This window comes from Methylomarinum vadi (assembly GCF_000733935.1).
GTDB classification, from domain to species: Bacteria; Pseudomonadota; Gammaproteobacteria; order Methylococcales; family Methylomonadaceae; genus Methylomarinum; species Methylomarinum vadi.
Genome location: NZ_JPON01000001.1, coordinates 591,431 through 615,215, shown reverse-complemented (window position 1 = coordinate 615,215; position 23,785 = coordinate 591,431). Strand labels below are relative to the sequence as shown.

The following is a 23,785-nucleotide window of genomic DNA, read 5'->3' as shown; positions in this document are numbered from 1 at the left end:
AGGTTGGCTAAGACAAGGCAATATTGCGGAAACGCGGCTGCCCGAGATCATCGAAATCGGCATCGTTGACCCCGTATTGACTGAGTTTCAAACTGTAAAAACGGTCGAAATGCTGTTTGACGGTGCGGGTGATGCCGGTGTCGTAGATCGGGCTGACGGTTTGCGCCAGACCGGTCGGCCGCTCGATCACCACACCGTCCTGCACCACCAGGCGGCCGTTTTTGAACAGCAGTGCGGCGTTAGCGAACATGGCTTGGTAATCGGGACGAGAACCAGCGGCTTGGTCGGATCGCGTGTGCGGATCGTAAACCACAATGTCGGCGATGGCGCCAGGGGCGAGATGACCGCGATCGTTGAGGCCCAGCAATTTGGCAGCGGCGGAGCGGGTCATGGTGGCAACTTCGCTCAAGCTCAGTTCGCGCTTCAAATTCGGCAGCAGGGTCAGTGCCAAGGCTTCCTGATTCAGACGTGCCATGCACTGCTGCCGGTAGTCGGCGTCCATCAGTAAGCGCAACAGTTCCGGGTAGGCGGTAAATGGTGCGCCATTGGGGTGGTCGGTGGTAAAAAACAGCCGTTCCGGCGCCTCGGCCAGTAAAAACAGTTCCAAACCGATCGCCCATTGCAGGGTGTTGACGAAGCTGGCTTCGCGGTAACGGTACGGCACCACGCCGCCGGAGCCTTCTGTTTCGGCGTCCCACATCACGTATTTGCTCGGGCTGGCGTCGGCGTGGCGGCTGTATTGGGCAATTACATCGCCGGAGATCGTCACCGTTTGGCCGAACAGCACTTGGCCGACGTCCATGGTGATGTTGGGGTGGCGGTTGAAGGCTTCCAGCAGTTTGGCCGCCGCCGACGAAAAGCCTTTCGCGCCTTCGCTGCCGTAGGCGTAGAACTGCACGTGGGCAAGGTGCATCGGCAAGCCTTGCGCGGCGTCCATGGTGGCAACGATGGTGTCGACGTTGCCGGGAATGCCGAGGTTGTTGCAATGGACGTGCGGCGGATGCGGTACGCCGATCTGGCAGGCGGCAGTTTGCAGGGTTTGCAGAATTTGCCGCGAGCTGACGCCGTAATCCGGCACGATGTCGTCCAGGCCGAATTGGCGGACGTTACTTTTAAAGGCGTTGGCGCCGCCGGCGTTGATGATCTTCAGGCCCATCGCGCGGGTGGCGTTCAAGGTCCAGGCCACGTAATCGTTGATCTGGTTCTGGCTGGCCTTGGACCGCATCAACCGCAGCAATAAATCGTCGTTGCCCAGTATCGCCAGCGCGGCGGTGTCCAGAATTGGAATGTCGGCCATTTGCAGATGCACGTCCAACGCGTCGACCGGCAGCATCGCCGGTTCGACCACGGTGGTGTAGCCCATGCGGGCGTAGCGGTAGCCGGTGTCGGTGGTCGACCATTTGGCGGTGCTGAAGGGATGGTTAAGCCGCCGGGCCATGTGGTTGCGATGCTGTTCCGGTAGCAACAGCCGGGCAGTGTTGACGTTACCGCCGGCGATGTGGCTGTGAATGTCGATGGCCCCGGCCATGACAATTTTGCCCGCCAGATCATAAACCGCGTCGAAGTGCGCATCCGGACCGGGATCATTTGCCATCAGTCCATCTTGAATGAACAGGTCACGCTGTTCGCCGTGTAGGTTTTGCGCGGGATCGTAAATCCGCCCACCCGTTAACTTGATCAGCAAATCCGTCTCCCTACAGCATATCCAGAGTCAACAACAATCTGCGTGGCTGCACGGCGGTTGGCTGCGGCGAGCGATGCACTAAGCCATGACCTTCGTTGCCTTCCCAGTTTTCGCCTTTCATCAGCCCCACCGCGTAAGCGGGCATTTGCCGGATTGCGGTGGGATCGGCAATCAGGCCGGATTCGGCATCCGGCAAGCCGCAACCGCCCATGCCCAATTTGGCGCGCTCGAATGCATATTCCGGTAGCCATTCGGTACCGATGCCGCCGTAACTGCAAATCATCCGCGCCGGCACCCGGTCGACGTGGAAGCGCGGGCACATGGCTTTATCCAGTGTCCTTAGGCGTAAACCGGCTTCACGGCGTTCGAACAGTTCGCAGAACGCCGTGACCAGTAACTCGACATCGGCCAGCCAGTCTCGATAACCGGGTATTTGTGCGGTTGCCGGCCATAGCTTGTTGAAGTCGAATTGCAGCGGATCGACCGGCTGGCTAATCTCGATACTGCCGACATTTTGCAAAGCCCGGTAGACGAATTGCTCTATAGCTGCAGGTAACGGCCGTTCGATCAGGCACAAATTGACGCCGTCTTCATAGATGCGCGATAAATCGGCGAACTGATTAGAGATGACGTTCCTGCTTGCCGAGGGGTTGAATAGCGGGCGAAATCCAGAGGCAATGATGGGCGATGCAATGTCAGATTGACGAAATGGAACACGGGCGAACATTGAAAAACTCCTTAGGTAGTCAGCAAGGCTTGTTCGAAAAATACGATGAATTGCATGAAACCGATGCCCGATGCAAAAGCCGCGCTCTGACCGCCTAGATGAATCAGGCTGGAGCGTTCATGCAACACGGGAATTAGGTCGGAAGCGGCAATATAGATGAAGCCGCCGGCGGCAATCGGCAGTAATACGATTAAGGACGATTCGGCGACCTGACTGAGCAGCAAGGTAAAAATTGCGCCCGGCAACACACTCAGCGAGCAGTAAAAGTTGTACAGCACGGCCTGACGCGGCTTAAATCCGCCGCGCAGCAGCGCACCGACATCGCCCAGCTCCTGGGGGATTTCGTGCGCAATGATGGCCAGCGTGGTGGTCAGTCCCATAACCGGATCGGCCAGAAAGCTACCCGCGATCAGAATGCCGTCGACAAAGTTATGCATGGCATCGCCGATCAGATTCATTTTGGCCAAAGGCAAAATGTGATCGGTGGATGGGCGGGTGTCGACGTTGTGGTCGTGACGCCAGCGCACGCCTTTTTCCAACATGAAAAAAACAAACATACCGATTAGCACGGTCAGACAGACCTCGCTGACTGCCCCATGGCGCTGAATGGCATCGGGAATCAGATGAATGAAGGCATCGCCCAGCAGTACACCAACAGCCAAGGCCACCAGATTGGGTACCAGCCATTTTAATGTCTCAGGTTTTAGCCAGAGCGCAATCGCACTCGACAGCGTGCATAAACTGACGGCGAGACAGGCGGCAATTGTGCCGGTTACGGTCGTTAAGACAATGGTCATGTTCTGCCCAGAGCCGGTGTTTTTATGGAACGGTATTCGTGGTGCGAGCTGTAGATGAACGCGGCGATTTTGCCGGGTAATAAGTGCGTGGCGAAGTGCGCCAACGTGAAGCCCATCACGACCAGAAATACCGTCGATAACGCACGCTTATGGGACCGGTTGTTCAACAGCGGTAGGACAATTGCCAGAATCGCCAACAACTCGATGCCAATGATGTGTAAATAGGTGTCGAGGCTAGCCATCGGCAAACCACTGAGGGAAATCATCCCGGTAGTTGCGCCAAGTGTTCGGACCGGCCGCCAATTCGGCTTCGGTTAGCAGGCAGGCGTCGAGTTCCATGCACACTTTTTTAGCATCGACGTTTTGACCGATGAACACCAGTTCCTGACGGCAATCGCCGTAAGGTTCTTCCCATTGCGATTCGATGTCGTCCAGATAGTCCGCCGGCCATTGTTCCTTGGGGACCGACGCCCACCAGCGACCGGCCAGCCCGTGATGCATGACGCCACCCGCCTGGGACCAACTGCCTGCGTGATCAGGACGCGAAGCCAGCCAGAAAAAGCCCTTGGAGCGCAACAGAGTGCCGTTGTCCCATTCGCCGTCATGCAGATGCTCGTAGAAGCGTTGTGGATGAAACGGCCGGCGGGCACTGTAAACAAAGCTGCCGATGCCGTATTCCTCGGTCTCTGGAATGTGCTCACCGCGCAGTTCCTTCAGCCAACCCGGCGCTTGTTCGGCTTTTTCGAAATCGAACAGGCCGGTGTTCAGTACCTTATGCAAATCGACTTGACCCATCACCATGGACACGATGTCTGCGTCGGGATTGAGGCTATATAAGACGGCTTTGAGGTTAGAGATTTCGTCGCTGGAAATGAGGTCGATCTTGGAAATCAGGATGACGTTGGCGAATTCGATTTGATCGACCAGCAGATCGGCGACATTGCGCTCATCGTCTTCGCCCTGGGCTTCGCCGGCCTCTTTCAGGCTCAAGGCTTCCTGGTAATCGCGCATGAAATTGACTGCATCCACCACGGTGACCAGGGTGTCGAGGCGGGCGATGTCGGACAGGCTGATGCCTTGTTCGTCCCGGAAAGTGAAGGTCTCGGCGATTGGCAAGGGTTCGGCGATACCGGTGGACTCGATCACCAGATAATCAAAGCGGCCTTCCTTGGCCAAGTTGCCGACCTCGATCAGCAAGTCCTCGCGTAAGGTGCAGCAAATGCACCCGTTGCTCATTTCGACCAGTTTTTCCTGGCCACGATTCAGTTGCACTTCGTTTTTGACTAATGCCGCGTCAATATTGACTTCGCTCATATCATTGACGATAACGGCCACACGGCGATTGTCGCGGTTGGTGAGAATATGCTTTAGCAGCGTGGTTTTACCGGCACCGAGAAAACCGGAGAGTACGGTGACAGGTAATTTTGCGGAGCTCGGGTCAATGACAGTTAACGACATGGCAATGATATATTGTGACGTTTATGAGGTTTAAAAAAGACGTGACGGATAACCCGTAACGTCTTGATCTACAGCGTGTTTAGTAACTGACTCTAAAGCCGACTTCCGCACCGCGTCCTGCTTCCGGCGCAAAGTTGCGCAGGTATGACGTCGAGTTACGGATGTTTTCGTCCAGCAGATTGTTGCCTTTCGCGAACAGCATTAAATTGGACTCTTTATACAGCTTGACCTGATAATTGACGCCGACGTTGAGCAGGAAATAGCCGGCGGTCGAGGTTTCAAAATCCCCGGCATGAGGCTGGTCGTCAGCGCGGGTCAAGCGCAGGTAGCTGGAAAGTTTATTTTTGTTGTAATCCAACTGAAAGCCGTAACGTAGTGGCGGCATGCGCGGCACGTCGCCGCCATTGACGAATTCGCCGCGGGTGTAGTCGCTGAACAGGGTCAGCTCCAGCAGGCCATAGTGGTTTTCCATCATCGGGAAAATCAACTTGGCTTCGTAGCCTTTGAATATCGCGTCGTTCTGGGTACTGACAACCACGGGAATAGTGCAGTCTGGTGCACAGGCATTGCTACCGTCTTCATCCACGAATTCGCCACTGCGTTGCTGGGCGATATAGTCGGTCGCCCAGTTGTGGAACAGGTCGAACTCGGCGCGCAGCCAGTCGCTTTTGAAGCGGTAGCCCAGATCCAGGTTGTACGAAGTTTCTTCTTTTAAACTCAGGCTGCCGATCTCGAAACTGCGGGTAGCGTCGTGATAGCCGTTGGATAACAACTCCTGGACATTGGGCGCCCGCGATGAACGGGTGATGGCCAGATTCAGGCTGTTGCGATTATCCAGTTTCCATAAAGCAGAAGCCGAGGCGCTGACGGGGGTGTAACTGAGGCTGTTCATGCCGTCCGGGCGAATGTCGGTTTGTTCGACGCGGATGCCGAATTGATAAGTGACCGGACCGATATCGAAGGATTCGACGCCAAATACGCCATAACTGGTGATATCCGATCGCGGCACAATAATTTCACCGCTGAGTTTTTCTATGGCGTTGAAATCGCTCGCTTGCGCTTGAAATCCGACGACACCGCGCAGTGGACCGATATCGTGGTGTTCGAACTCCATACGGCCTTCATAGGTTTGATTGGTGAAATAAGCACCCGGTTCACCATTAGCAATTTCGGTATGCTCATAGTCGGTATAGCCCAGCCGAGTCTTGATGCTTTTGGCGAATTTAAACGGATTGTTCAACTCGCTCTTAAAATCGTATTTGCTTTGCCGCATGGCGATGCGCACTGTTTCTTCGCCGGTACCGTCCGGCGCAATGCCATAATTGTTATTGATGTTATTGTATGAAACGCCGGCAAAGCCGAAATCGTCTATCCACGACAAACCGGCCGAGCCGCTGATGGCTTCGGCACCGGTGTTATTCAGATAGCCATAGGGATTGTCGACAACCTCCAAGGAAGGGTCGGTGATGGCGACTTTGGCGGTATCGATGCCGCGACCGCCAATATCCAGGTTATTACGGTGGCGGTAGAAACCGTCCACATGGTAAGCGATGTGATCCTTACTGCCTTCGACTTTCATTGCTGTGCTGGTTTCGTCGCTGGTGGAGTCGAAGCGTTGCTCCAGTGCGGCATTCAACGCTTTGTCAAAAGCCTTGCCGGGAATTCGGTTGTCGATGACATTGACCACGCCGCCCATCGCACCGCTGCCATACAACAATGTCGCCGGTCCACGCAGCACTTCAATGCGTTCGGCGAGCAGCGGCTCGATGCTGGTCGCGTGATCCGGACTGATCGCAGACGCGTCGTTGCTGCCGATGCCGTTGTTCAACACCCGTACCCTGGGGCCAGCTTGGCCGCGTATCACCGGCGTACCGACTCCGGGGCCAAACGACTGGCTGTTGATGCCCAACTCGTTTTTCAGGGTTTCGCCAATGCTGTGACCGGTTTTCATCCGTAATTCATCATCGCTTAAAACCGTCACAGGCATGGCGCTTTCGGATAGTTTCAATTGCAATGGGGATGTGACGATCACCGGTTCGAGCTCAGTGATAGCTTGTTCTTCGGCTTGAACGCTTATTGCAATAGAGTCCGAAGCGGCCAGTAAGATGAGTTTTTTGTGCATCAGCATTCCAAATTTGTTGTTAATTTCCAATGTTATATCGTTTCATCTAAGTGCGTGAAAAGGATGTCAGTTTTCCTAGGTTTATGCCGAGTTAGCCAACTGCTTTGGCCTGCGCGCATCGACCGCAGATGCCATGAATTTCGATGGCCTTACGTTGCATAGTAAATGATGCCAATTCAAGTTCCTTTGCTATGGCTTCCATCACCCGTTCGCCAGGCCTTTCCTCGACTTCATGGCATTGAACGCAAGTCAGCAATAACTGCTCGTGCCGACGATCCGAAAAACTGCATCCGATAAAGGCGTTCAGACTTTCCACCTTGTGAATCAGTCCTTGTTCCAACAGAAAATCCAATGCCCGGTAGACCGTGGCGGGCTTGGCTGTACCCGATTTTGGCTTGATCCGATCAAGCAAATCATAAGCCTTGACCGCCCGATGACTTTCCCAGATCAGTTCGAGTACTTCACGTCGAATGGGTGTAAAGCGAACCCCGCGTTGGCTACACAATTGTTCCGCAGTGTGCATCGCCTTCGCACGGCAACCATTATGGTCATGCGTTGTCGGAGAATGCTCTAGCACAATCATTTCAGCTTGTTGCGTCATTGAGAAAATGGCGTATCTCGTTCTTAGCGTTATGTTATAACATTTCATTGCGATATAGCAACATTTCCCACATTAAGCCTCCGTCCGATCACTGGTAAACATCAGCCAGTGGCGAGCGATGTTTTTCCGCGATCTGAATGTAGCAAAATGGTGGCTTATACTTATCAGTTTGCTTAAGAAATCCTATAAGCGAATTATTTGAATGTTAATTATCCATCATAAGGTTTAAACCACCGGCTTTAGCCGGTCAGCTTTAGCTGCGATAATTTGCCCAAGGAGGTGGCGATGGACTATAGATACGGCAGCCATACGGTTTACCAAATTGAGTATCATTTTGTTTGGGTTACGAAGTATCGTTATAAAGTGCTGAAGGATGAAATAGCCGAACGAGTGAGAGACTTGGTGCGGCAGACATGCGAAGCCTTTGAGATACGGATTATCAAAGGTGTCGTGAGCAAAGATCATGTGCACATTTTGGTGAGTGCGCCGCCGACTATGGCCCCAAGCGAAATCATGAGGCGAATCAAGGGACGAACTTCGAGCTATCTGTTCGAAGAGTTCCCGCACTTGAAAAAGCGATATTGGGGTCGACATTTTTGAGCCCGCGGTTATTTTTGCGCCACAGTGGGGCAAATGACTGATGAGATGATAAAGCAATATTTGGAGCATCACTTTGAACCTAATCCAAACGATAATTTCAAGATGGAGCCCGACTAAGACGCGTCGTTTAGTCGACGCGTATCCGGACTTTCAGTCCGTTATTGGAACCCACCCGCTTGAGCGGGTGGTTGTTTAGTTGCGTTTTCGTCCCGTTGGATTTATCAAGCTGGATCGGCATGCAGATGAATGCGTGCGCCCGTGAGGGCGCACAGTCTGTGTGGTGAAAGTCCGCACCGGAGAAAGCCATGACTCCGAAGCCGAAAGTAACTGCGTCACCGCAAGGTGGGGTAATGGCTCGTGTTGAAATGGGTATAGCGGAAATGGGTTATATGCCAGGTAGCTTAGTAAAAACAAAGCCATGTTCTTACCTGTCTATTAGATATTTCTAATTTTTACCTTTTCGAGGGGATGGGCAAAAATAGCTAAATCGCCCCGGTAACAAGGCCGAGAAAGCGAAGAATCTTGGTGTTACTGTCCTGTCGGAGGAGGAGTTCCTTCACTTGCTCAACGAGTCTCGTCGTGATGGCATTCTAAAATCTCAAAGCGCAGGTTGTCAGGATTAGCCGGCTGACTTTTTTATTGGAGTCAGCCGGTTCCTGGCAAAGTTATAATTTTAAGGTTTACTCGGAGGCCGTTCCTTCACCGCTGGTATCGGGGACTGTCACTTTTTTGTCGGTATTGGAAACCGACTCTTGCTCACCCACTCCAGCGATCGTTTCCGTCACCGTTTTCAGGCTGGCGGACTCGATCAGCGGCTTGGCCTGGTAACTGGTCAGCCGGAAGTATTCCGGCCGGCTGGAGACCTTGAGGGTGTACTCTTCCTTGTCTTTGGCTTTACTTACGCGGTAGGTCAGCGTCTCGCCCCCATTCCGGGTTAGAGCCAGCTCCAGCACGAGTTCTTCTAAGCCGTACTCGGCTTTCCCTCTTGCCCCAAAACTCGATCGAACCGCAGATCGGCAAGCAATCCGACCAGCTTGTCTACCGCCTCGGTTTTCAGTCGCTTGCCTTCCGGTACGCCTTTGGCTTGCCATGTCGGCGCTGTCGTTGAGTCTTCGGTCACCTTGACGTCTTTTGTTGCCGATGAGCTGCGCTCGATATGCAGGCCGTTGGCAGTGATGGCCGTTTTCGATAAGGTCAGAACGGACTTGTCTTCCCAGGCCGACGCTTTGACCGGCACATCGTTTGCGGCCATCTTGACAACATGGATGGCGTCACACGCTTCATCACGGGCGTGGATCAGCCGCATACCCGGCGAGCTACCTAGGTATAGCCGGGCGACCGTCTCATCTCTGTCGGACAATGTGATGCGGCGTTCAAATGCCTCGTTGCCCACCTTGAAGCGTTCCCATGCGCCGTAGCTGGTAGCCACCGGCGTGCCGGAGCGCAGGGCTTCGAGTCGGTCGAATAGCTGCTTCACTTTGTCGCTGTTGACAGGGAAGTCGGCCACATCCGGCAGCACCCAAGTGCCACCTTTCTTCTCAAGCAACACTTTCGCGTCGTCCGGTCCTTCCAAGGTGATGCGATCAACTTTTTCACCATCGAAGTTCACCAGAGGAACGGGTTTATTTCCGGCGGAAATTTCTTGGTCGCTAAAGCCGGTCCCCGCTGCCAGCATCAATTGGGCGGCGAGCAGAACGGCCAGTATCTTGACAGTTTTTTGCATGATTTATACCTCCGCCAACACGGTGTCGTAATGTTGCTTGTCAGCGGCCGCTACCTTGCGGCGCCAGCCACACACGGCCAGTAGTCCGAGGACGGCCAGGCCGTAGTTGGCCACCCCCAAATCCGTTGTTCGTCATCGGGCATGGGGTCGAGGGTGACCGCCAGTTGCATTCGTCCCTGCAAGGCCAGCAATCCGCGGTCTTCCAGCGACCAGTTGATGGCGTTCTGTACGAAGGCCAGCGGCTTGGTGTTCAGGGTGCTGAGGCCCTGGGAAGCGCGGTCGATGGCGGCGTTAGAAGCGAAGGTGTTGCTCGACACCAGGATCAGCCGCGCCGATTCCGGCGAGCGCTCGATCACACCAGTGATGCGCTGCTCGGCCTCTTTCTCCTCTTTTTATCCGCACTTTCACCGTCTGCCTCGTTATCATTGGCTGCGTCGTCGCTATCTTCAACCTTGGCCAGGGGCGACTCCTTATCTTTATAGAACGAATCGAAACGCTCTTCGATGGCCACGGCCAGGAGTTGTGACTTGCATTCGCCGCTGACGCTAAAACCTGCATCTGGATGGGCGCGGTAATCAGGCACCAGGTTCAGGCTGTCCTAGGTCCAGCTGTTTTCGGAGCTGTGCAGCAACTCGATGACCTTGCGCGCCTGGTTCTTGTCCACATCCACCTGAATCGGCAAGGCCCAGTTGAGGATCAACTGACCCAGCGAGGCGGTGATGGGATTGTCCGGGTTCAGGCTGCCGCTCACCTGCACGTCGAAGGGAGACGTGGTAAGAACCACGCTGCCGCCCTGCATCAAGAACTGGTCGACGGCGAAACGCTGTTCACGGCTGAAGAATTGGCGGACGTTATTAGCAAGCGCCATGACCTGAGGCGAAAGGCCAGGGAATCTCTCGCTAGACGGTCTCAGGTGGCGCTACAATGAATCTGACAAAGTAGAATTAGGCAGTTGCAAAAAAGCACAGAGTCGACGCAAAAACGTTTGCTGAAAGCGCGCCTCCCGGACGAGCCACTGGAAAACGTGGAAGAATTGACGGCGCAACTCGACGATCTGGAGCGGGCGATGGCGCTGGTTGGCGAACAGGCAAAAACGATGCAACAACCGCTGGCGCCGTTCGATTCTCAGGAACTCAAGGTGCGGATTTCGCAACTGGCGCGCGACAGCGGCGTGAGAATACGCAGCAACGAGAAATTGCAGCCGCCGCCGCAAACGGCGACGAGCAAAAATGCCAAGCGAGTGGGTAAAAAATGCGGCAAGACTATAGCCGAGCCGATAGAACCGCTGATCTTGCCGGAAACCTCGGGCTGGATCGCGCGGATGTCGCCCGGAACAATGTTTCACCGGCCGATGCAGCGAATCGAGCTGGAAGGTTCGTATATGGCGAAACGTAAATTCGTTCACGGCCTGGGCGACTTGTCTTACTAGATCACTGTGCTGATGCTGAATATAGAGAAATAGCCGCTGTCCTCGCCGGCCGGTGGCGATGGCGGATCCGTCGCAGTTGCGCCTTCGCATCGAACGGGCGCTGGCCGGCAAGACCGCCGCGCCCGAGACGGACTCGGCGGAGGACGACACCAATCTGGTGGCGTTGCTGGATACGATCATTCGTGAGGCTTATCGCCCGGAATTTCAGAGACCGATGCGATTATTGGCGCTAATACGTCGGGCAACGAAAAGCGGTTGCCCGACTACTTGGCCCCGCTTCCTTTCAATGAATAATTCCTGCTTCCACTCGGGGAGAGTTCCCTTAGTCCGAGACAGTGCCCCGGTCGATAATATCCGCTTTTTGGAAGACGGACGACAACTATGAAACCCTTGTTGCTTTGCATTTACCTTGCCCTGTTACCGATGTTGGCACAAGCGCATGGACCGACCCCGCAGAAGGCCAAGGAAAGCATCGTGATCGACGCGCCGCCGGCAAAAGTCTGGGAAGTGGTCAAGGATTTCGACCGCATCGCCGACTGGCATCCCGGCGTATCCGCCAGTTCCGGAGACGGCGGCAACGAGGCTGGCGTGGCGCGCAAGATCACCCTGGAAAACGGCGGCGTGCTGGAGGAAAGCCTGGATTATTACAGCGACGCCGACCATGAATACAGCTATCGCCTCAAGGCCGAGAATCTCGAGGCGCTACCGGTCAGCTTTTATACCGCGTCGCTGCAATTGAGCGCGGAGGGCGACAAAACCTTGGTCAATTGGAAGGGCCGTTTCTACCGCGGCGACACCAGTAACTTTCCGCCGGAAAATCTCAACGACGCCGCCGCGGTCAAGGCCATGACGGATTTTATCCGGCAGGGTTTGGCCGGACTGAAAAGCAAATTCGAATGACATGAAGGTGTTTTTCCTGACCATGATGCTGACCTTCTCCGGGGTGGCCCAGGCTGGCTCCTATGTTTTCATCAACCGGCAGCAAGGTAGTTCGGTCAATGTGTATGACGGCCAGGACATGCGTCTGCTGCGCAGCGTACCCACCTTGGAAGGTCCGGCGGGCATCGTCATCGACACGGAAAACGATTGGTTCGCGGTCAGTTACCCCGAACGAGGCATGATCAGCTTCATCGATAGCCGCCGGTTGATTCCGCTGGAGCATGTTGCCGTCGGCGGCAGTCCTTTCGGCCTGGCCGTTATCACTGGAAAATTGTTTTACAGCGATTGGAACGGGGATGTCGTTGGCGTCGTCGACCCGGCCAGCGGCCGTCTGTTGACAAAGATTCCGGTCGGCCAAGCCCCGGCGGGACTGGTTGCGGTCGCCGGCAAGGGGCTGCTTCTGGCGGCCAACCGCGAAAGCGATAGTGTTTCGGTCATCGATGTGCACGCATTGAAACGGTTAAAGGATATTCCTGTCGGCAAGGCGCCGTTCGCCCTCGATCATGACGGCCGCTATGCCTATGTAGCCAATTCCGGCGACAATGATCTGAGTGTGATCGACCTAGGTCGGTTGGCCGAAACCCGACGCATCGCCACCGGCCGCATGCCTTTTGGCGTTGCCGTCGATGCATCGGAACATAGGCTCTATGTCAATAATCAACTGGAAAATACCGTCAGCGTCATCGACATCGTCGAAGGGCGCATTAGCGGGACTATTAAAACCGGCGCCTATCCGGAAAACATCGCCCTGGATCGAGCTGATCGGCGCCTGTATGTGTTGAATTGGCTGGACGCCACGCTCGGCGTGTACGATATCCGCATTCACAAACTGTTGCGGACGGTGCCGCTGGAGGAGGGCAGCCGCGCCTTCGGCCGGTTCGTGTCGAGCGACCAATAGAGGCGAATCGATCAAGGTGCATGAAATGCACCCTAGTGTGCCCGGGATGGGCTAAAACTTGTTATCTGAAAGGAGATAACCGGAGAGAGTAACGACAACCGAAGCGAAACCGCAAGGGGAAAGCCGCGAGGCCAGCCTGAAAGAAGCGGATAGCAAATGCACGACCGTAGGAACACGAACAAGCAGCGAGGCTGAGTGCGGGCGATGAGTGTGCTAGGGAACACGAAATCCAACCGTTACCGAAAGACGCATCACGTAGAGCTTGGCGGCACGGGCAGAAAGTTTTAGCGCCTTATCCGGGGAGATCTCCCGAATGAGAGTTTGGGAGAAGTCAGCAGAGGCCGTAGTAGCGAAGAAGGCCTGGAAACAGGTTGGAGCAAAGGGCCGAAGGAATCGAGATACGGCGAAATGACTTCTGTGGAAACACGAGTAGTCACTTGAAACAGGACGGAGTAGTCGCGAGCGACAAGCTACCCGAATGCGATGTTTTGTTGGGTTTGGTGGATTCCAAGCATGGACAAAACAGGAAGTGACGAGTGTCGAACAGGGCGGCAAAAGTAAGATGTATCGACGAGGAGTAAAACCTTGAACGACTTAGGCCGTTGATTCCAACCGCCGGATGCGGAAAACCGCATGTCCGGTGGTGTGGGTGGGGTGACGGGCGCAATCCCGTCACCTCCACCCGATCGGTTGATTTAAGCCAAGGGGGTGCGGTTGCTTTCGCGTCTCGAGGGTGCATTCCATGCCCCGCACGACAGTGGATGAAGGTTCGGCCGTCCGGTGTTTCCGCGTCTCGAGTAGGCTGCATTCCATGCGCCGCCGCGAATCTATTCAATCAATCCCTGGCGATTGGCCAGCAAGGTCAATTCGGCGATATTCTTGACTTCCAGCTTGTCCTTGATATTGGTGGCGTGGTTGCACACGGTCTTGTAACTCAAGTGGAGTTTATCGGCGATGTCGCGGGAAGTCTGGCCTTGCGCGAGCAGGCGGAAGATGTCGAATTCCCGGGGCGACAGCTTGCCGATCTTTTTTTCCTCGTCTTCGCCGGTCGCCATCGCCACGGCCAGTTTCTGCGCCAGCTCCGGATCGATATAGGTGTTGCCTTGAGCGATCGCGCAGACCGCGGTGACCAAGGTTTCCGGCACGCTGTTTTTGGTGATGTATCCCTTGGCGCCGGCCTTGATCGCGCGGGTCGCGTAAATCGCCTCGTCATGAATGCTGAAAACCAGGATCTTGCAGCGGCTGTCTCGGCTCAACAGGCGGCGGATGCATTCGAAACCGCCGATGCCCGGCATCGACAAGTCCAGCACGACGACATCGATGTCGTGTTGATGATAGAGCTGGCAGGCTGTCTCGCCGCGGTCGGCTTCATGGATCGTGCCGATCTTGTCTGAAAGCGACAGATAGGTTTTATAGCCGGTCCTGACGACGGCGTGGTCGTCTACCAGCAAAACACTGTACTTGGCCATCCTTAAATAGAGTTCGTTACCTTAAACAGCCACCTATCTTGCGCGTTTTGATTGGGCATGACCATAGGAGATTTTCCCGTTCCCGCACGAAAGAGAAAAACGGGAATTTTTCTTGGCGGTTTTGCAGCGTTTTTCCCGCCGCATCGGGCGCTGATTCCGTATCCCGAAAACGGTGAAAAAAATATCATATGCCGCAGGTTCCGGGCGATGGAAATACTTATTTCGCCTTGATCAAGTGGCTGTTATCACAAATAAACATTGTTGCCATCGTCCGGCGCCGACCTGATTAAAAAAACGACCTGGAGGAAACATGCAAATTTCGAAATTTGCGCGGAACATGGGCGCGGCGGCGATTGCGTCGGGCGTCGCTATGACGGTGTCGCAACCGTCATACGCCAACAAAGAATTGGACAAGCTGTCGATGCAAAACACCAATTGGGTGATGCAGACCAAGGACTACAAGTCCACTCACTATAGTCCGATGTACGACATCAATGTCACCAACGTGCATAAGCTGAAGCCGGCCTGGTCGTTCTCGACCGGCGTGTTGAACGGGCACGAGGGCGGTCCGTTAGTGATCGACGGCATCATGTATGTGCACAGCCCCTTCCCGAACAACGTCTACGCGATAAACCTGGACAAACCCGACGAAATCCTGTGGCAGTACAAGCCGAAACAAAATCCGGCGGCGCGGGCCGTCGCCTGTTGCGACGTCGTCAACCGGGGCCTGGCTTACGCGCCGGGCACCAAGGATTATCCGGCGACCATTTTCCTGAATCAACTGGACGGCCATATCGTCGCACTGGACGCGAAAAACGGCAAACTGCGCTGGAAAATGGAAAACTCCGATATCGCGATGGGTTCGACGCTGACCGTCGCCCCGTTCGTCGCCAAGGATAAGGTGATCGTCGGTAGTTCCGGCGCCGAGTTGGGCGTGCGCGGTTATGCGACCGCCTATAACATCAAGGACGGCAAGCAGGAATGGCGCGTTTACGCCACCGGGCCGGACGAGGACATCAAGTTGGCCAAGGATTTCAACGCCGCCAACCCGCATTACGGCCGTTTCGGTTTGGGCCAGAAAACCTGGGAAGGCGACGCCTGGAAAATCGGCGGCGGCACCAATTGGGGCTGGTACGCTTACGACATTGATCTGGAAATGCTGTATTACGGTTCCGGCAACCCGGCGCCTTGGAACGAAACCATGCGTCCCGGCGATAACAAATGGACCATGACCATCTGGGGCCGCGACATCGATAGCGGCGAGGCCAAGTTCGGTTATCAAAAAACGCCGCACGACGAATGGGATTACGCCGGCGTCAACTACATGGGTCTGTCCGAGCAAAAAGTCAACGGCCGCATGACCAAGCTGCTGACCCATCCGGACCGCAACGGCATCGTCTACACCCTGAATCGTGAGACCGGCGATCTGGTCAACGCCTTCAAGATCGACGACACCGTCAACTGGGTCAAGAAGGTCGACCTGAAAACCGGACTGCCGATCCGCGATCCGGAATATTCGACACGCATGGACCACGAGGCCAAAGGCATTTGTCCGTCGGCGATGGGCTATCACAACCAGGGCATCGAGTCCTACGACCCGGCCAGGCAGTTGTTCTTCATGGGCGTCAACCATATATGTATGGACTGGGAGCCGTTCATGCTGCCGTACCGCGCGGGCCAGTTCTTCGTCGGCGCGACGCTGAACATGTATCCGGGGCCTAAAGGAACGTTGGGTCAGGTCAAGGCGATGAACGCCGTGACCGGCGAGTTCGCCTGGGAAGTGCAGGAGAAATTCGCGGTCTGGGGCGGCACGTTGGCGACCGCCGGCGATCTGGTCTTCTACGGCACGCTGGACGGCTACATCAAGGCCCTTCATTCTGAAACCGGCGAGGAGCTATGGAAATTCAAGCTGCCTTCCGGCGTCATCGGCCACCCGATCACCTATAAACACGACGGCAAACAATACGTCGCGATCTACTATGGCGTCGGCGGCTGGCCGGGGGTCGGTCTGGTGTTCGACCTACAGGATCCAACCGCCGGCCTGGGCGCGGTGGGCGCGTTCAAGGAGCTGGCGCACCATACCCAAATGGGCGGCGGCGTGATGGTGTTCTCACTTTAAACCGTTAATGTTGTCGGCACTACGCCGGCAACGATTAACCAACAAAAATGAAGTAAATGATGGCGTTTAAACAAAAATTGATTTCTTTGCTGACCGTTGGCCTCGGCAGCATCGCCCTGCAGGGTTGCGCGGGGCTCAAGGCCGAAGACATCGACCGTTATGTCGAAAGCACCGTGGTCGACGGGCCGGTGTTGAAGGTCTGCGCCGCGGAAAACGAAATGCCGTATTCCAACCAACAAGGCGAAGGTTTCGAGAACCGCTTGACCCGATTCCTCGGGGCGAAACTGAACCGCAAGATCGAATACGTTTACTGGAAGGACCCGCGTTATTACGTGCGCGATTTCCTGCAAAAAGGATTGTGCGATGTCGCGGTCGGGGTCGACACCGGCGATCCGCGGGTGGCGACGACGATCCCTTATTACCGTTCGGGCTATGTCTTCATTTCCCGGCAAGAGGACGACCTGGCTCTGGCGAACTGGGACAGCGAGGTATTGCAGCGGGCCAGACGCATCGGCTTCATTCCCGGCACGCCGTCGGAAGTGATGCTGAAGAAGATCGGCCGTTACCACGACATGTTCAATTACAACAAGGAACTGGTCGGCTTTAAATCGCGCCGCAACCAGTATGTCAAGTACGAACCGTCCAAGCTGGTCGCCGATGTCTCCGCCGGCAAGGCGGAAGTCGCGGTGCTGTGGGGACCTTCAGCGGCACGTTATGTGCGGGAATCCTCTACCCCGCTGAGGATGACGGTGATCCCGGACAACAACACCCGCAGAGATGGGCAAAAAGTGGGATTCCACTACAGCACGTCGATGGCGGTGCGCAAGGACGATAAAGAACTATTGCAACAACTGAATCAATTTATTCAACAAAACCAAAACCAAATCACCGCGCTGTTGGAACAGGAAGGTATTCCGCTGTTGCCTCTGGAGGAGACGGAATTGGCTTTAACCACACAGGATAACGAATGAAAGTGAAAAATATATTAATCGCCGGGACTGTCGCAACGACGATATGGGCGGCCCACGCCCAGGCCGAGATCACGCCGAGACATGCCTTGACCGGCGAAGTGCTCGATCTCAGCTACGCCAAAAAAGGGGGCAATACCGAGGCCTTCAGGAAGTTTTTGGAAACCGGCAAGAACCCCTACAACAGCGATGACGCAGCGATAGAGGAAGGTCATAGCCTGTTTTTGACCGGCTGTTCCGGCTGCCACGGCCACGAGGCCGAGGGCAAACTGGGGCCGGGCTTGGCGGACGATTATTGGACTTATCCGCGCGGCCTGACCGACCAAGGGTTGTTCGAGATCCTGTTCGGCGGCGCCAACGGTATGATGGGGCCGCAGTATGTCAATTTCAACACCGACGAAATGCTGCGTATCATGGCTTGGCTACGATCCATTTACCAAGGCGATCCCAAGAAAGCCAAATGGTTGAAGTAAGACCGTTAAACAACGTCGCCGAATTAGACGCTGGGTTACGTGACGATTGAAACCGCAAGGCTTTTTAGGTTGTCAGGGAACGCTGTCGCGCACCCTGACCTACCGGTCCCATTTTGGCAACGATAACGAGTGAAATAAAGAGGAGTGAATAATGAAGCAAAAAACACTGGTGACAAGCGCGCTGTTGAGCTTAGTTTTGCCGCTGGCCGCGCAGGCCTATGACGGCACCAACTGTAAGGAACCCGGTAACTGCTGGGAGCCCAAACCCGGCTATCCCGAGCAGGTGGCCGGCAGCAAGTATGATCCCAAGCACGATCCCAACGAACTGAATAAACAATCCGAGTCGATCCGAGAGATGGAAGCCCGCAATTACAAACGCTGGCAACACCTTAACAAGACCGGCGAGTTTGTTTATGACGTAGAGGAAATCTAACGGTTTTCTCGGACATGAATACCCTCTCTCCGGTATTCATGTCAACGGTAACTCAAACGGCCAAGCCTATTCCGGTTTCCCCCTTCCTAGCGGATTAGGTTCAGTCGGTTGCGTTTCCTCAGGAATCGCCTGTGTACGCTTGCAGGCGTTCCATTGTGTTTTATGACTAATATAACCTCACACTCCGGTAATTAACTGCCGGAGTTTTTTTATCGATGAATTCAGACAATCAACTCAGTGACTGGCGCGAACGCGCATTGCAGTTTGAACGACAAATCAACCAAACCGTGCTGGGCCAGCAACAAGCCATTCGTCATGTGCTGATCGCCGTGTTCGCGCGCGGCCATGTGCTGCTGGAAGGCAATGTCGGGGTCGGCAAGACCACCTTGCTGCGCGCCGTCGCCCACGGCCTGGGCGGCGATTATCAACGCATCGAAGGCACGATCGATCTGATGCCGGCTGATTTGATTTATTACACCCACCTGGACAGCAACGGCCGCCCCAGCGTCGACCCGGGACCGCTGCTGCAGCAGGGCGAACGGTTGGCGACCTTTTTCTTCAACGAAATCAATCGCGCCAGGCCGCAAGTGCATTCGCTGCTGCTGCGGGTCATGGCCGAACGCAGCGTCAGCGCCTTCAATCGCGAATACCGTTTTCCGCATATCCAGGTGTTCGCCGATCGCAACCCGGTCGAAAAGGAGGAAACCTTCGAATTGCCGGCCGCCGCGCGCGACCGCTTCATGATGGAAATCGGTATCGACCGGCCGGACGACGACGCGTTGTTGGAAGAGTTGATTTTCAATCCCCGTTTCCACGATGTCGACCGCCTGATCGATGCATCGGAAACCGGCGCGATCCCTTATTACCAATTGAACGAAATCGCCGAACAGTTGCAGCAGGCGATCAACCCCAGCCCGACCCTGCGCCAGTACGCGGTGGACCTATGCCGGGCCAGCAGCCGGCCGGACGCCTACGGCATCGCATTGAGCGACGTCGACATGAGCCAGGCGATCGTCGCCGGATCGAGCCCGCGCGGCATGAGTTATTTGATCCGAGCCGCCCGCGTCCACGCCTGGCTGGCAGGACGCGACATGCTGCTGCCGGAGGACCTGCAGGCGGTGTTTCATGTCGTGATGGGGCACCGGATTTTCCTGAACCCGGTCTACGCCTACCGCCAGGACGAACTGCTGCCGGCCTTGCTCGACGGCATGCTGCGCTATATCGCCGCCCCATAAAATGGTTTGGAACCCCGTAGGTTGGGCTGAATGAAATGAAGCCCAACAAACCAACCCGACATCGGTTATTTCGATAACCCAATGAACAAAGAAACGATTAAACGAACATGCAACAGCGGATGAAACAATTATTGCCGAAAAGCGGTTGGCGCGATTTGCTGACCGTCTATATCAACTGGTCCGGGGTCGGTTTCGTCAGCGTGCTGGTCGCCGACTGGCTGGACGATCTGTCCGGCATCGCCTACGCCGCTCACTACACCGACGCGGTCAACGCCGCGATCGGCTTTCATTTCTGGCTGCTGATCAGCAGCACCGGCCTGCTGTTGTTTTGCCTGGCGCTGCCGGTCGCCTACGGCCTGCGCGATTATCCGCAACATCACTGGCTGTCCGAACGCCTGCGTTTTTTCACCTATATGTTTTTTCTGGTCGCCTTCGACGAAGGCGCGCTGATGGTGGGTATCCTGCTGGGCACGATGCTCGGTGTCAGCGAGCGCGCCGACCTGATCATCTCCAAATCGTTCTTGTTCAGCGATAACAGCTTCGGCATCCTGGCCGCGATGCTGCTGGCCAATTCGCTGCTGTGGTGGTTGGGCGAATCGATCTACAATCGGATGGACAAGAGTGTTTCCGGCCTCGTCACGCTGGCGCTGAACAGCCCGCTGAAATACAGCGCGCCGTCCTATCTGCTGTTGACCGGCGCTTTCGTACTGACATTGATCAATCAACAATGATCGCGATGTCCCGACCCCAAACCTTCAATTACCGCGTTTCGAGCAAGGTTTGCGGCACCTATCCCGGCGCCCATGTCGGTCAGATGGTCGGCTCAGGGCAACTGTTCAAGCGCCATGCACCATTGATCGCCAGCCCCGATCCACGGCGCATCGATTTGCGAGCCAGCTTGCTGGACCCGTTCCAGCAATTCAACGTGCGCGTCTATCAACAGGCGACCCAACTGACGGTGTTCTTGCTCGCCGATCTGTCGGCCTCGATGAGATTTCAGGGCGATCGCGACAAACGCGGCGCACTGGCCGATGGCCTGTTGTCGGTGGCCGATTCCGCTAGTCAAGCCGGCGATTTGTTCGGTTTCATCGGCTGCGCCGACGCGGTGGATAGCGATTATCTGTTGTTGCCGTCGGCCCACGGCCAGCAGCGCATCCGGCGGGTGGCGGAAAGTTTGCGACAAGTGCCGCTGCATGGCCAAGCCAAGGGATTGTTGCAGGCCGTCCGTTATCTGCCGGCGCGGCCCGCGCTGGTCTTCCTGTTGTCCGACTTCTACTGGCCGGCAGGGCAAATAACGCACCTGCTGCAGGCGCTGTCCCGCCATTTCGTCGTGCCGTTGGCGCTGTGGGACAAACAGGAATATGAACGCCTGCCGGCCTGGGGCAGTATTCGGCTGCGCGATCTGGAAAACGGCCGACAGCGCACGCTGCTGATGAGGCCGGCATTGCGGCGTAAAATCATCGCCGCCTTCGAGCGCCGGCGCGATGAACTGACGCGGCAATTCCGCGCCTTCGGCTGCGAGCCGCTGTTTCTCGACGAGGGATTTCAGGCCGAGCGCCTGAACCAGTATTTTTTACGCCATAGCGCCTGAATGACCATGAAGATGAACGTATTCTTTTTCGATGTTTCAGGGTTAAAACGCTTGCCGTTGGCTGGCCTGGTTTTCATACTGTTGGCGCTGAGCGCCTGCTCCGGCAGGATCGACGAAGCGATCAGCCATTTCGCCGTGCAAACGCCCAGGCCTTTCGGTTACGTCATCGGCGACGAAATCGAGCAGCGCATCGAGGTCGTCGTGCGCCGAGGATTCGAGCTGCAGTACAGCAGCCTGCCGGGGAAGGGCAAGATCAACCGTTGGCTGGATTTGAAGCATGTCAAGGTCCGGCAAACGGACGCTCCGCAAGGCGTCCGCTATCGAATCGCCTTGCGTTATCAATTTTTCTATGCGCCGCTGGAGGTGAAGATGTTGACGTTGCCGGGCTTCCCGGTGCAGTTCCGTCAAGGCGTCAACCAAGTCGAACGGCCGGTCCCGGACTGGCATTTCACCGTCGCGCCGATCCGCGAACTGGCGATACGCAAGCAGGACGGAAAGCAGTATATGCGCCCGAACATGCCGGCGCCGTCCATCGAGACGACGCCGCAACGTCTCGGCTTGTGGATTTCGCTGGCCGCCGCCGCGCTGGCGGGAGCTTATCTGGCCTATTGCCACGGCCTGTTCCGGCGCTTCTCGCGGCGGACGGTTTTCAAGCGCGCCCAGAAACGTCTGGCCCGGCTTGGCGATGACAGACTGAAGATGCATTGCAAAGTGCTGCACGAGGCGCTGAACGAACTGCATGGGGAGGTTTTGTTCCAACACGGCCTGGAAGCGTTTTATCGAAGCCAGCCGGCTTACCGCGCATTAAGGGAACGGCTGGAATGGTTCTTCGATCTCTCCAACCGCTTGCATTTTGCCGGCGAGAGCGCGATCGATAGCGAAGCGGCGCAACGCATCCGCGAACTGTGCCGGCAATGCCGGGCCATCGAGCGGGGGCAGCGATGACTCTCGCCGTCGTCCACCCTTGGGTGCTGAGCGCGCTGCTCCTGACGCTGTTGCCCCTGTTCAACAACGGCGTCACGATCCGCCGCTATGCCAACGCCGCGTTGTTGCCGGAGGATTGGCCGTCGACCCTGTATTCGCTGTTGCTGAAGGCGCTGGCGATGAGCGTGATGGCTGCGCTGATTCTTGGCATTGCCGGGCTCTATCGCGGCGAGCATTGGATTGAACGGGTCGGCCACGGCGCCAACATCGTTATGCTGTTCGACCGCAGCAGCAGCATGGACCAGACCTTCGCCGGCCGGGCGCCGGGCGGCGGCGAGGAAGCCAAAGCCAGTGCCGCCAAGCGCCTGCTGCTCGATTTCATCGCCCGGCGGCCGCATGACCGCGTCGGCGTCGCCTCCTACAGCACTTCGCCGTTGTTGGTGATGCCGTTGACTGAAAACAAGGATGCGGTGGCCGCGGCGATATCCGCGACCGATAAGCCGGGGCTGGCCTACACCAATATCGCCAAGGGCCTGGGGATGGCCCTGTCGTTTTACCGGGAACAACCCGAAACGACCGGCTCGAAGATCATACTGTTGGTGTCCGACGGCGCCGCCGCGATCGACGCCGACAACGAGCGTAAATTGAGGCAATGGTTCGCCGAGCAACCGTTGCGGTTGTACTGGATATTTCTGCGCGGCAAGAACAGTCCGGGCATTTTCGAGCAACCCGAGGACCCGCGCGACGACAACGCCCAGTCCAGGCCAGAACGCTATCTGCATTTGTTTTTCAAGAGTCTCGGCATTCCTTATCAGGCCTACCAGGCGGAAAGCCCCGACGCGATGCGGGATGCGGTCGCCGAGATCGACCGCTTGGAGAATCTGCCGCTGCATTATCGCGAGAAAATTCCCCGCGAGGACTTGTCGGGGACCTGCTACGGCGCCGCTGCGCTATTGCTGGCCCTATTGCTGGGGCTGAAACTGTGCGAGGCCAGAGCATGAGAAGTTTACGTTATTACGGTATTTGGACGGTGCTGGCGCTGGCCGTGCTGGTCACTGGTTACAGCGCCATTTCGCTGTACCGGATCGAGCGCGACAATCATACGATCGCCCGGCTGAATCAGGGCAAGGGACCGGTTCCGGACGGAGCCGAGCGGGCCGCGCCCGCCATTCGCTTGGCCGCAGCCGGTTATCTGCAACAACACGGCCGTTCCGAGGAAGCGCTGGAGCTGCTCGGCCGCGAGATCGATCGCGGCGATGCGGCCTTGAATATCACCAGGCTGTATAACCTCGGCAACCTCTATCTGAATAAAGCGATGGACGCCGCCCTGGACAGCCGTTTCGACGAGGCGATGGCAATGACCGGTCTGGCCAAGAACGCCTACCGCCGGGTGCTGGCGCTGGACAGCCGGCATTGGGACGCGAAATACAATCTCGAGGTGGCGATGCGGTTGTTGCCGGAAATGGAACGTGTCAATATCGAAGACGAACAGGAAACCGCGAAAAAAAGCAAGCCATGGACCACCATACCGGGCTTTCCACGCGGTTTGCCGTAGGGTGCGTTCCATGCGCCATTTACGGTGCATAAAATGCACC

General features: G+C 56.2%; 27 protein-coding genes and 1 pseudogene. 15 read left to right on the top strand and 13 right to left on the bottom strand.

Translation table 11 applies throughout. The features are described from left to right. Positions 1-7 precede the first annotated feature (7 nt). The 7 genes from EP25_RS0103155 to EP25_RS0103125 all read right to left on the bottom strand — a co-directional run bounded on the left by EP25_RS0103155 (position 8) and on the right by EP25_RS0103125 (position 7,389). Positions 8-1,684, bottom strand: a complete 1,677-nt coding sequence (locus EP25_RS0103155) for a formylmethanofuran dehydrogenase subunit A (protein ID WP_031432559.1) — start codon at positions 1,682-1,684, stop codon at positions 8-10. A 10-nt stretch (positions 1,685-1,694) separates the two neighbouring features. Beyond that, positions 1,695-2,411, bottom strand: a complete 717-nt coding sequence (locus EP25_RS0103150; RefSeq protein ID WP_031432558.1) for a DUF1826 domain-containing protein — start codon at positions 2,409-2,411, stop codon at positions 1,695-1,697. 11 nt (positions 2,412-2,422) lie between these two features. After that, positions 2,423-3,208 carry a ZIP family metal transporter gene (locus EP25_RS0103145; protein ID WP_031432557.1) on the bottom strand — a complete coding sequence of 262 codons (786 nt, stop codon included), beginning with the start codon at positions 3,206-3,208 and terminating at the stop codon, positions 2,423-2,425. After that, on the bottom strand, positions 3,205-3,450 hold the full coding sequence (locus EP25_RS0103140; protein WP_031432556.1) for a hypothetical protein: 246 nt from the start codon (positions 3,448-3,450) through the stop codon (positions 3,205-3,207). Before EP25_RS0103140 ends, EP25_RS0103145 begins: the two co-directional genes overlap by 4 nt. Further along, a complete protein-coding gene (zigA, locus tag EP25_RS0103135) occupies positions 3,443-4,666 on the bottom strand; it encodes a zinc metallochaperone GTPase ZigA (RefSeq protein ID WP_031432555.1) in 1,224 nt (407 codons plus the stop codon). Before zigA ends, EP25_RS0103140 begins: the two co-directional genes overlap by 8 nt. 79 nt (positions 4,667-4,745) lie before the next feature. Then, a complete protein-coding gene (locus EP25_RS0103130) occupies positions 4,746-6,788 on the bottom strand; it encodes a TonB-dependent receptor (RefSeq protein WP_031432554.1) in 2,043 nt (680 codons plus the stop codon). A gap of 91 nt (positions 6,789-6,879) precedes the next feature. Further along, entirely contained in the window at positions 6,880-7,389 is a 510-nt protein-coding gene (locus EP25_RS0103125; protein WP_235185819.1) for a transcriptional repressor, read from the bottom strand. 285 nt (positions 7,390-7,674) lie between these two features. Here EP25_RS0103125 and tnpA point away from each other — a divergent pair. Next, positions 7,675-8,106, top strand: a pseudogene (tnpA, locus tag EP25_RS0103120) (IS200/IS605 family transposase). A gap of 563 nt (positions 8,107-8,669) precedes the next feature. Here the strand turns inward: tnpA and EP25_RS0103110 are convergent. Genes EP25_RS0103110 through EP25_RS0103090 form a run of 5 tightly spaced genes read right to left on the bottom strand, consistent with a single transcriptional unit; the run spans position 8,670 to position 10,580 of the window. After that, on the bottom strand, positions 8,670-8,942 hold the full coding sequence (locus EP25_RS0103110; RefSeq protein ID WP_031432552.1) for a hypothetical protein: 273 nt from the start codon (positions 8,940-8,942) through the stop codon (positions 8,670-8,672). Between the two features lie 8 nt (positions 8,943-8,950). Continuing rightward, positions 8,951-9,712, bottom strand: a complete 762-nt coding sequence (locus EP25_RS0103105; RefSeq protein ID WP_031432551.1) for a DUF4340 domain-containing protein — start codon at positions 9,710-9,712, stop codon at positions 8,951-8,953. Between the two features lie 50 nt (positions 9,713-9,762). Next, a complete protein-coding gene (locus EP25_RS0103100) occupies positions 9,763-10,029 on the bottom strand; it encodes a hypothetical protein (protein WP_152555590.1) in 267 nt (88 codons plus the stop codon). 35 nt (positions 10,030-10,064) lie between these two features. After that, positions 10,065-10,295: a hypothetical protein gene (locus EP25_RS23220; RefSeq protein WP_152555589.1), complete on the bottom strand. Its 231-nt coding sequence runs from the start codon at positions 10,293-10,295 to the stop codon at positions 10,065-10,067. A gap of 15 nt (positions 10,296-10,310) precedes the next feature. Continuing rightward, positions 10,311-10,580 (bottom strand): hypothetical protein, encoded by a 270-nt coding sequence (locus EP25_RS0103090; RefSeq protein ID WP_031432549.1) that lies wholly within the window; start codon positions 10,578-10,580, stop codon positions 10,311-10,313. An 84-nt stretch (positions 10,581-10,664) separates the two neighbouring features. On the opposite strand from EP25_RS0103090, the gene EP25_RS0103085 reads away from it, so the two are divergent. From EP25_RS0103085 to EP25_RS0103070, 4 genes are read left to right on the top strand one after another with little or no spacing between them, the layout of a single operon-like run. Continuing rightward, complete coding sequence (locus EP25_RS0103085; protein ID WP_051906362.1) at positions 10,665-11,141, top strand: hypothetical protein; 477 nt, start codon at positions 10,665-10,667, stop codon at positions 11,139-11,141. Positions 11,142-11,199: 58 nt separating this feature from the next. Next, positions 11,200-11,526 carry a hypothetical protein gene (locus EP25_RS0103080; RefSeq protein WP_031432547.1) on the top strand — a complete coding sequence of 109 codons (327 nt, stop codon included), beginning with the start codon at positions 11,200-11,202 and terminating at the stop codon, positions 11,524-11,526. After that, entirely contained in the window at positions 11,523-12,041 is a 519-nt protein-coding gene (locus EP25_RS0103075; RefSeq protein WP_031432546.1) for an SRPBCC family protein, read from the top strand. Before EP25_RS0103080 ends, EP25_RS0103075 begins: the two co-directional genes overlap by 4 nt. Before the next feature lies 1 nt (position 12,042). Beyond that, on the top strand, positions 12,043-12,978 hold the full coding sequence (locus EP25_RS0103070; protein WP_031432545.1) for a YncE family protein: 936 nt from the start codon (positions 12,043-12,045) through the stop codon (positions 12,976-12,978). A gap of 827 nt (positions 12,979-13,805) precedes the next feature. Here the strand turns inward: EP25_RS0103070 and EP25_RS0103060 are convergent. After that, positions 13,806-14,447 carry a response regulator gene (locus tag EP25_RS0103060; RefSeq protein ID WP_031432544.1) on the bottom strand — a complete coding sequence of 214 codons (642 nt, stop codon included), beginning with the start codon at positions 14,445-14,447 and terminating at the stop codon, positions 13,806-13,808. 310 nt (positions 14,448-14,757) lie between these two features. Here EP25_RS0103060 and EP25_RS0103055 point away from each other — a divergent pair, with 310 nt between their 5' ends. The 10 genes from EP25_RS0103055 to EP25_RS0103010 all read left to right on the top strand — a co-directional run bounded on the left by EP25_RS0103055 (position 14,758) and on the right by EP25_RS0103010 (position 23,745). Continuing rightward, a complete protein-coding gene (locus EP25_RS0103055; RefSeq protein WP_031432543.1) occupies positions 14,758-16,566 on the top strand; it encodes a methanol/ethanol family PQQ-dependent dehydrogenase in 1,809 nt (602 codons plus the stop codon). A 59-nt stretch (positions 16,567-16,625) separates the two neighbouring features. After that, positions 16,626-17,537: a methanol oxidation system protein MoxJ gene (gene moxJ, locus EP25_RS0103050; RefSeq protein WP_084191142.1), complete on the top strand. Its 912-nt coding sequence runs from the start codon at positions 16,626-16,628 to the stop codon at positions 17,535-17,537. Further along, positions 17,534-18,007 (top strand): cytochrome c(L), periplasmic, encoded by a 474-nt coding sequence (gene moxG / locus EP25_RS0103045; RefSeq protein WP_031432541.1) that lies wholly within the window; start codon positions 17,534-17,536, stop codon positions 18,005-18,007. The genes moxJ and moxG overlap by 4 nt, the downstream gene beginning before the upstream one ends. A 151-nt stretch (positions 18,008-18,158) precedes the next feature. Further along, entirely contained in the window at positions 18,159-18,440 is a 282-nt protein-coding gene (locus EP25_RS0103040; protein ID WP_031432540.1) for a methanol dehydrogenase [cytochrome c] subunit, read from the top strand. A gap of 215 nt (positions 18,441-18,655) precedes the next feature. Next, on the top strand, positions 18,656-19,675 hold the full coding sequence (locus EP25_RS0103035; RefSeq protein WP_031432539.1) for an AAA family ATPase: 1,020 nt from the start codon (positions 18,656-18,658) through the stop codon (positions 19,673-19,675). A gap of 119 nt (positions 19,676-19,794) precedes the next feature. Beyond that, positions 19,795-20,406, top strand: coding sequence for a hypothetical protein (locus EP25_RS0103030; RefSeq protein WP_051906361.1), 612 nt, complete (start codon positions 19,795-19,797; stop codon positions 20,404-20,406). Positions 20,407-20,411: 5 nt separating this feature from the next. Continuing rightward, positions 20,412-21,266 carry a DUF58 domain-containing protein gene (locus EP25_RS0103025; protein ID WP_031432537.1) on the top strand — a complete coding sequence of 285 codons (855 nt, stop codon included), beginning with the start codon at positions 20,412-20,414 and terminating at the stop codon, positions 21,264-21,266. Positions 21,267-21,272: 6 nt separating this feature from the next. Beyond that, positions 21,273-22,211: a nonribosomal peptide synthetase MxaA gene (locus EP25_RS0103020; RefSeq protein ID WP_152555588.1), complete on the top strand. Its 939-nt coding sequence runs from the start codon at positions 21,273-21,275 to the stop codon at positions 22,209-22,211. After that, a complete protein-coding gene (locus EP25_RS0103015) occupies positions 22,208-23,191 on the top strand; it encodes a vWA domain-containing protein (RefSeq protein WP_031432535.1) in 984 nt (327 codons plus the stop codon). The genes EP25_RS0103020 and EP25_RS0103015 overlap by 4 nt, the downstream gene beginning before the upstream one ends. Further along, the gene (locus tag EP25_RS0103010) at positions 23,188-23,745 is read left to right on the top strand and encodes a hypothetical protein (RefSeq protein ID WP_031432534.1); all 558 of its coding nucleotides are present in this window, start codon (positions 23,188-23,190) and stop codon (positions 23,743-23,745) included. The genes EP25_RS0103015 and EP25_RS0103010 overlap by 4 nt, the downstream gene beginning before the upstream one ends. Positions 23,746-23,785: the final 40 nt, after the last annotated feature.

What these genes read in the sequence shown, in the direction of transcription:
- EP25_RS0103090 (WP_031432549.1), bottom strand. Translation starts at nt 10,580, where the DNA reads ATGGCGCTTGCTAATAACGTCCGCCAATTCTTCAGCCGTGAACAGCGT.
- EP25_RS0103060 (WP_031432544.1), bottom strand. Translation starts at nt 14,447, where the DNA reads ATGGCCAAGTACAGTGTTTTGCTGGTAGACGACCACGCCGTCGTCAGG.
- EP25_RS0103070 (WP_031432545.1), top strand. Translation starts at nt 12,043, where the DNA reads ATGAAGGTGTTTTTCCTGACCATGATGCTGACCTTCTCCGGGGTGGCC.
- EP25_RS0103125 (WP_235185819.1), bottom strand. Translation starts at nt 7,389, where the DNA reads ATGACGCAACAAGCTGAAATGATTGTGCTAGAGCATTCTCCGACAACG.
- EP25_RS0103140 (WP_031432556.1), bottom strand. Translation starts at nt 3,450, where the DNA reads ATGGCTAGCCTCGACACCTATTTACACATCATTGGCATCGAGTTGTTG.
- EP25_RS0103130 (WP_031432554.1), bottom strand. Translation starts at nt 6,788, where the DNA reads ATGCACAAAAAACTCATCTTACTGGCCGCTTCGGACTCTATTGCAATA.
- EP25_RS0103020 (WP_152555588.1), top strand. Translation starts at nt 21,273, where the DNA reads ATGAAGATGAACGTATTCTTTTTCGATGTTTCAGGGTTAAAACGCTTG.
- EP25_RS0103105 (WP_031432551.1), bottom strand. Translation starts at nt 9,712, where the DNA reads ATGCAAAAAACTGTCAAGATACTGGCCGTTCTGCTCGCCGCCCAATTG.
- moxG (WP_031432541.1), top strand. Translation starts at nt 17,534, where the DNA reads ATGAAAGTGAAAAATATATTAATCGCCGGGACTGTCGCAACGACGATA.
- EP25_RS0103145 (WP_031432557.1), bottom strand. Translation starts at nt 3,208, where the DNA reads ATGACCATTGTCTTAACGACCGTAACCGGCACAATTGCCGCCTGTCTC.
- EP25_RS0103010 (WP_031432534.1), top strand. Translation starts at nt 23,188, where the DNA reads ATGAGAAGTTTACGTTATTACGGTATTTGGACGGTGCTGGCGCTGGCC.
- EP25_RS0103015 (WP_031432535.1), top strand. Translation starts at nt 22,208, where the DNA reads ATGACTCTCGCCGTCGTCCACCCTTGGGTGCTGAGCGCGCTGCTCCTG.
- EP25_RS0103025 (WP_031432537.1), top strand. Translation starts at nt 20,412, where the DNA reads ATGTCCCGACCCCAAACCTTCAATTACCGCGTTTCGAGCAAGGTTTGC.
- moxJ (WP_084191142.1), top strand. Translation starts at nt 16,626, where the DNA reads ATGGCGTTTAAACAAAAATTGATTTCTTTGCTGACCGTTGGCCTCGGC.
- EP25_RS0103035 (WP_031432539.1), top strand. Translation starts at nt 18,656, where the DNA reads ATGAATTCAGACAATCAACTCAGTGACTGGCGCGAACGCGCATTGCAG.
- zigA (WP_031432555.1), bottom strand. Translation starts at nt 4,666, where the DNA reads ATGTCGTTAACTGTCATTGACCCGAGCTCCGCAAAATTACCTGTCACC.
- EP25_RS0103075 (WP_031432546.1), top strand. Translation starts at nt 11,523, where the DNA reads ATGAAACCCTTGTTGCTTTGCATTTACCTTGCCCTGTTACCGATGTTG.
- EP25_RS0103055 (WP_031432543.1), top strand. Translation starts at nt 14,758, where the DNA reads ATGCAAATTTCGAAATTTGCGCGGAACATGGGCGCGGCGGCGATTGCG.
- EP25_RS0103030 (WP_051906361.1), top strand. Translation starts at nt 19,795, where the DNA reads ATGAAACAATTATTGCCGAAAAGCGGTTGGCGCGATTTGCTGACCGTC.
- EP25_RS0103150 (WP_031432558.1), bottom strand. Translation starts at nt 2,411, where the DNA reads ATGTTCGCCCGTGTTCCATTTCGTCAATCTGACATTGCATCGCCCATC.
- EP25_RS0103080 (WP_031432547.1), top strand. Translation starts at nt 11,200, where the DNA reads ATGGCGGATCCGTCGCAGTTGCGCCTTCGCATCGAACGGGCGCTGGCC.
- EP25_RS0103040 (WP_031432540.1), top strand. Translation starts at nt 18,159, where the DNA reads ATGAAGCAAAAAACACTGGTGACAAGCGCGCTGTTGAGCTTAGTTTTG.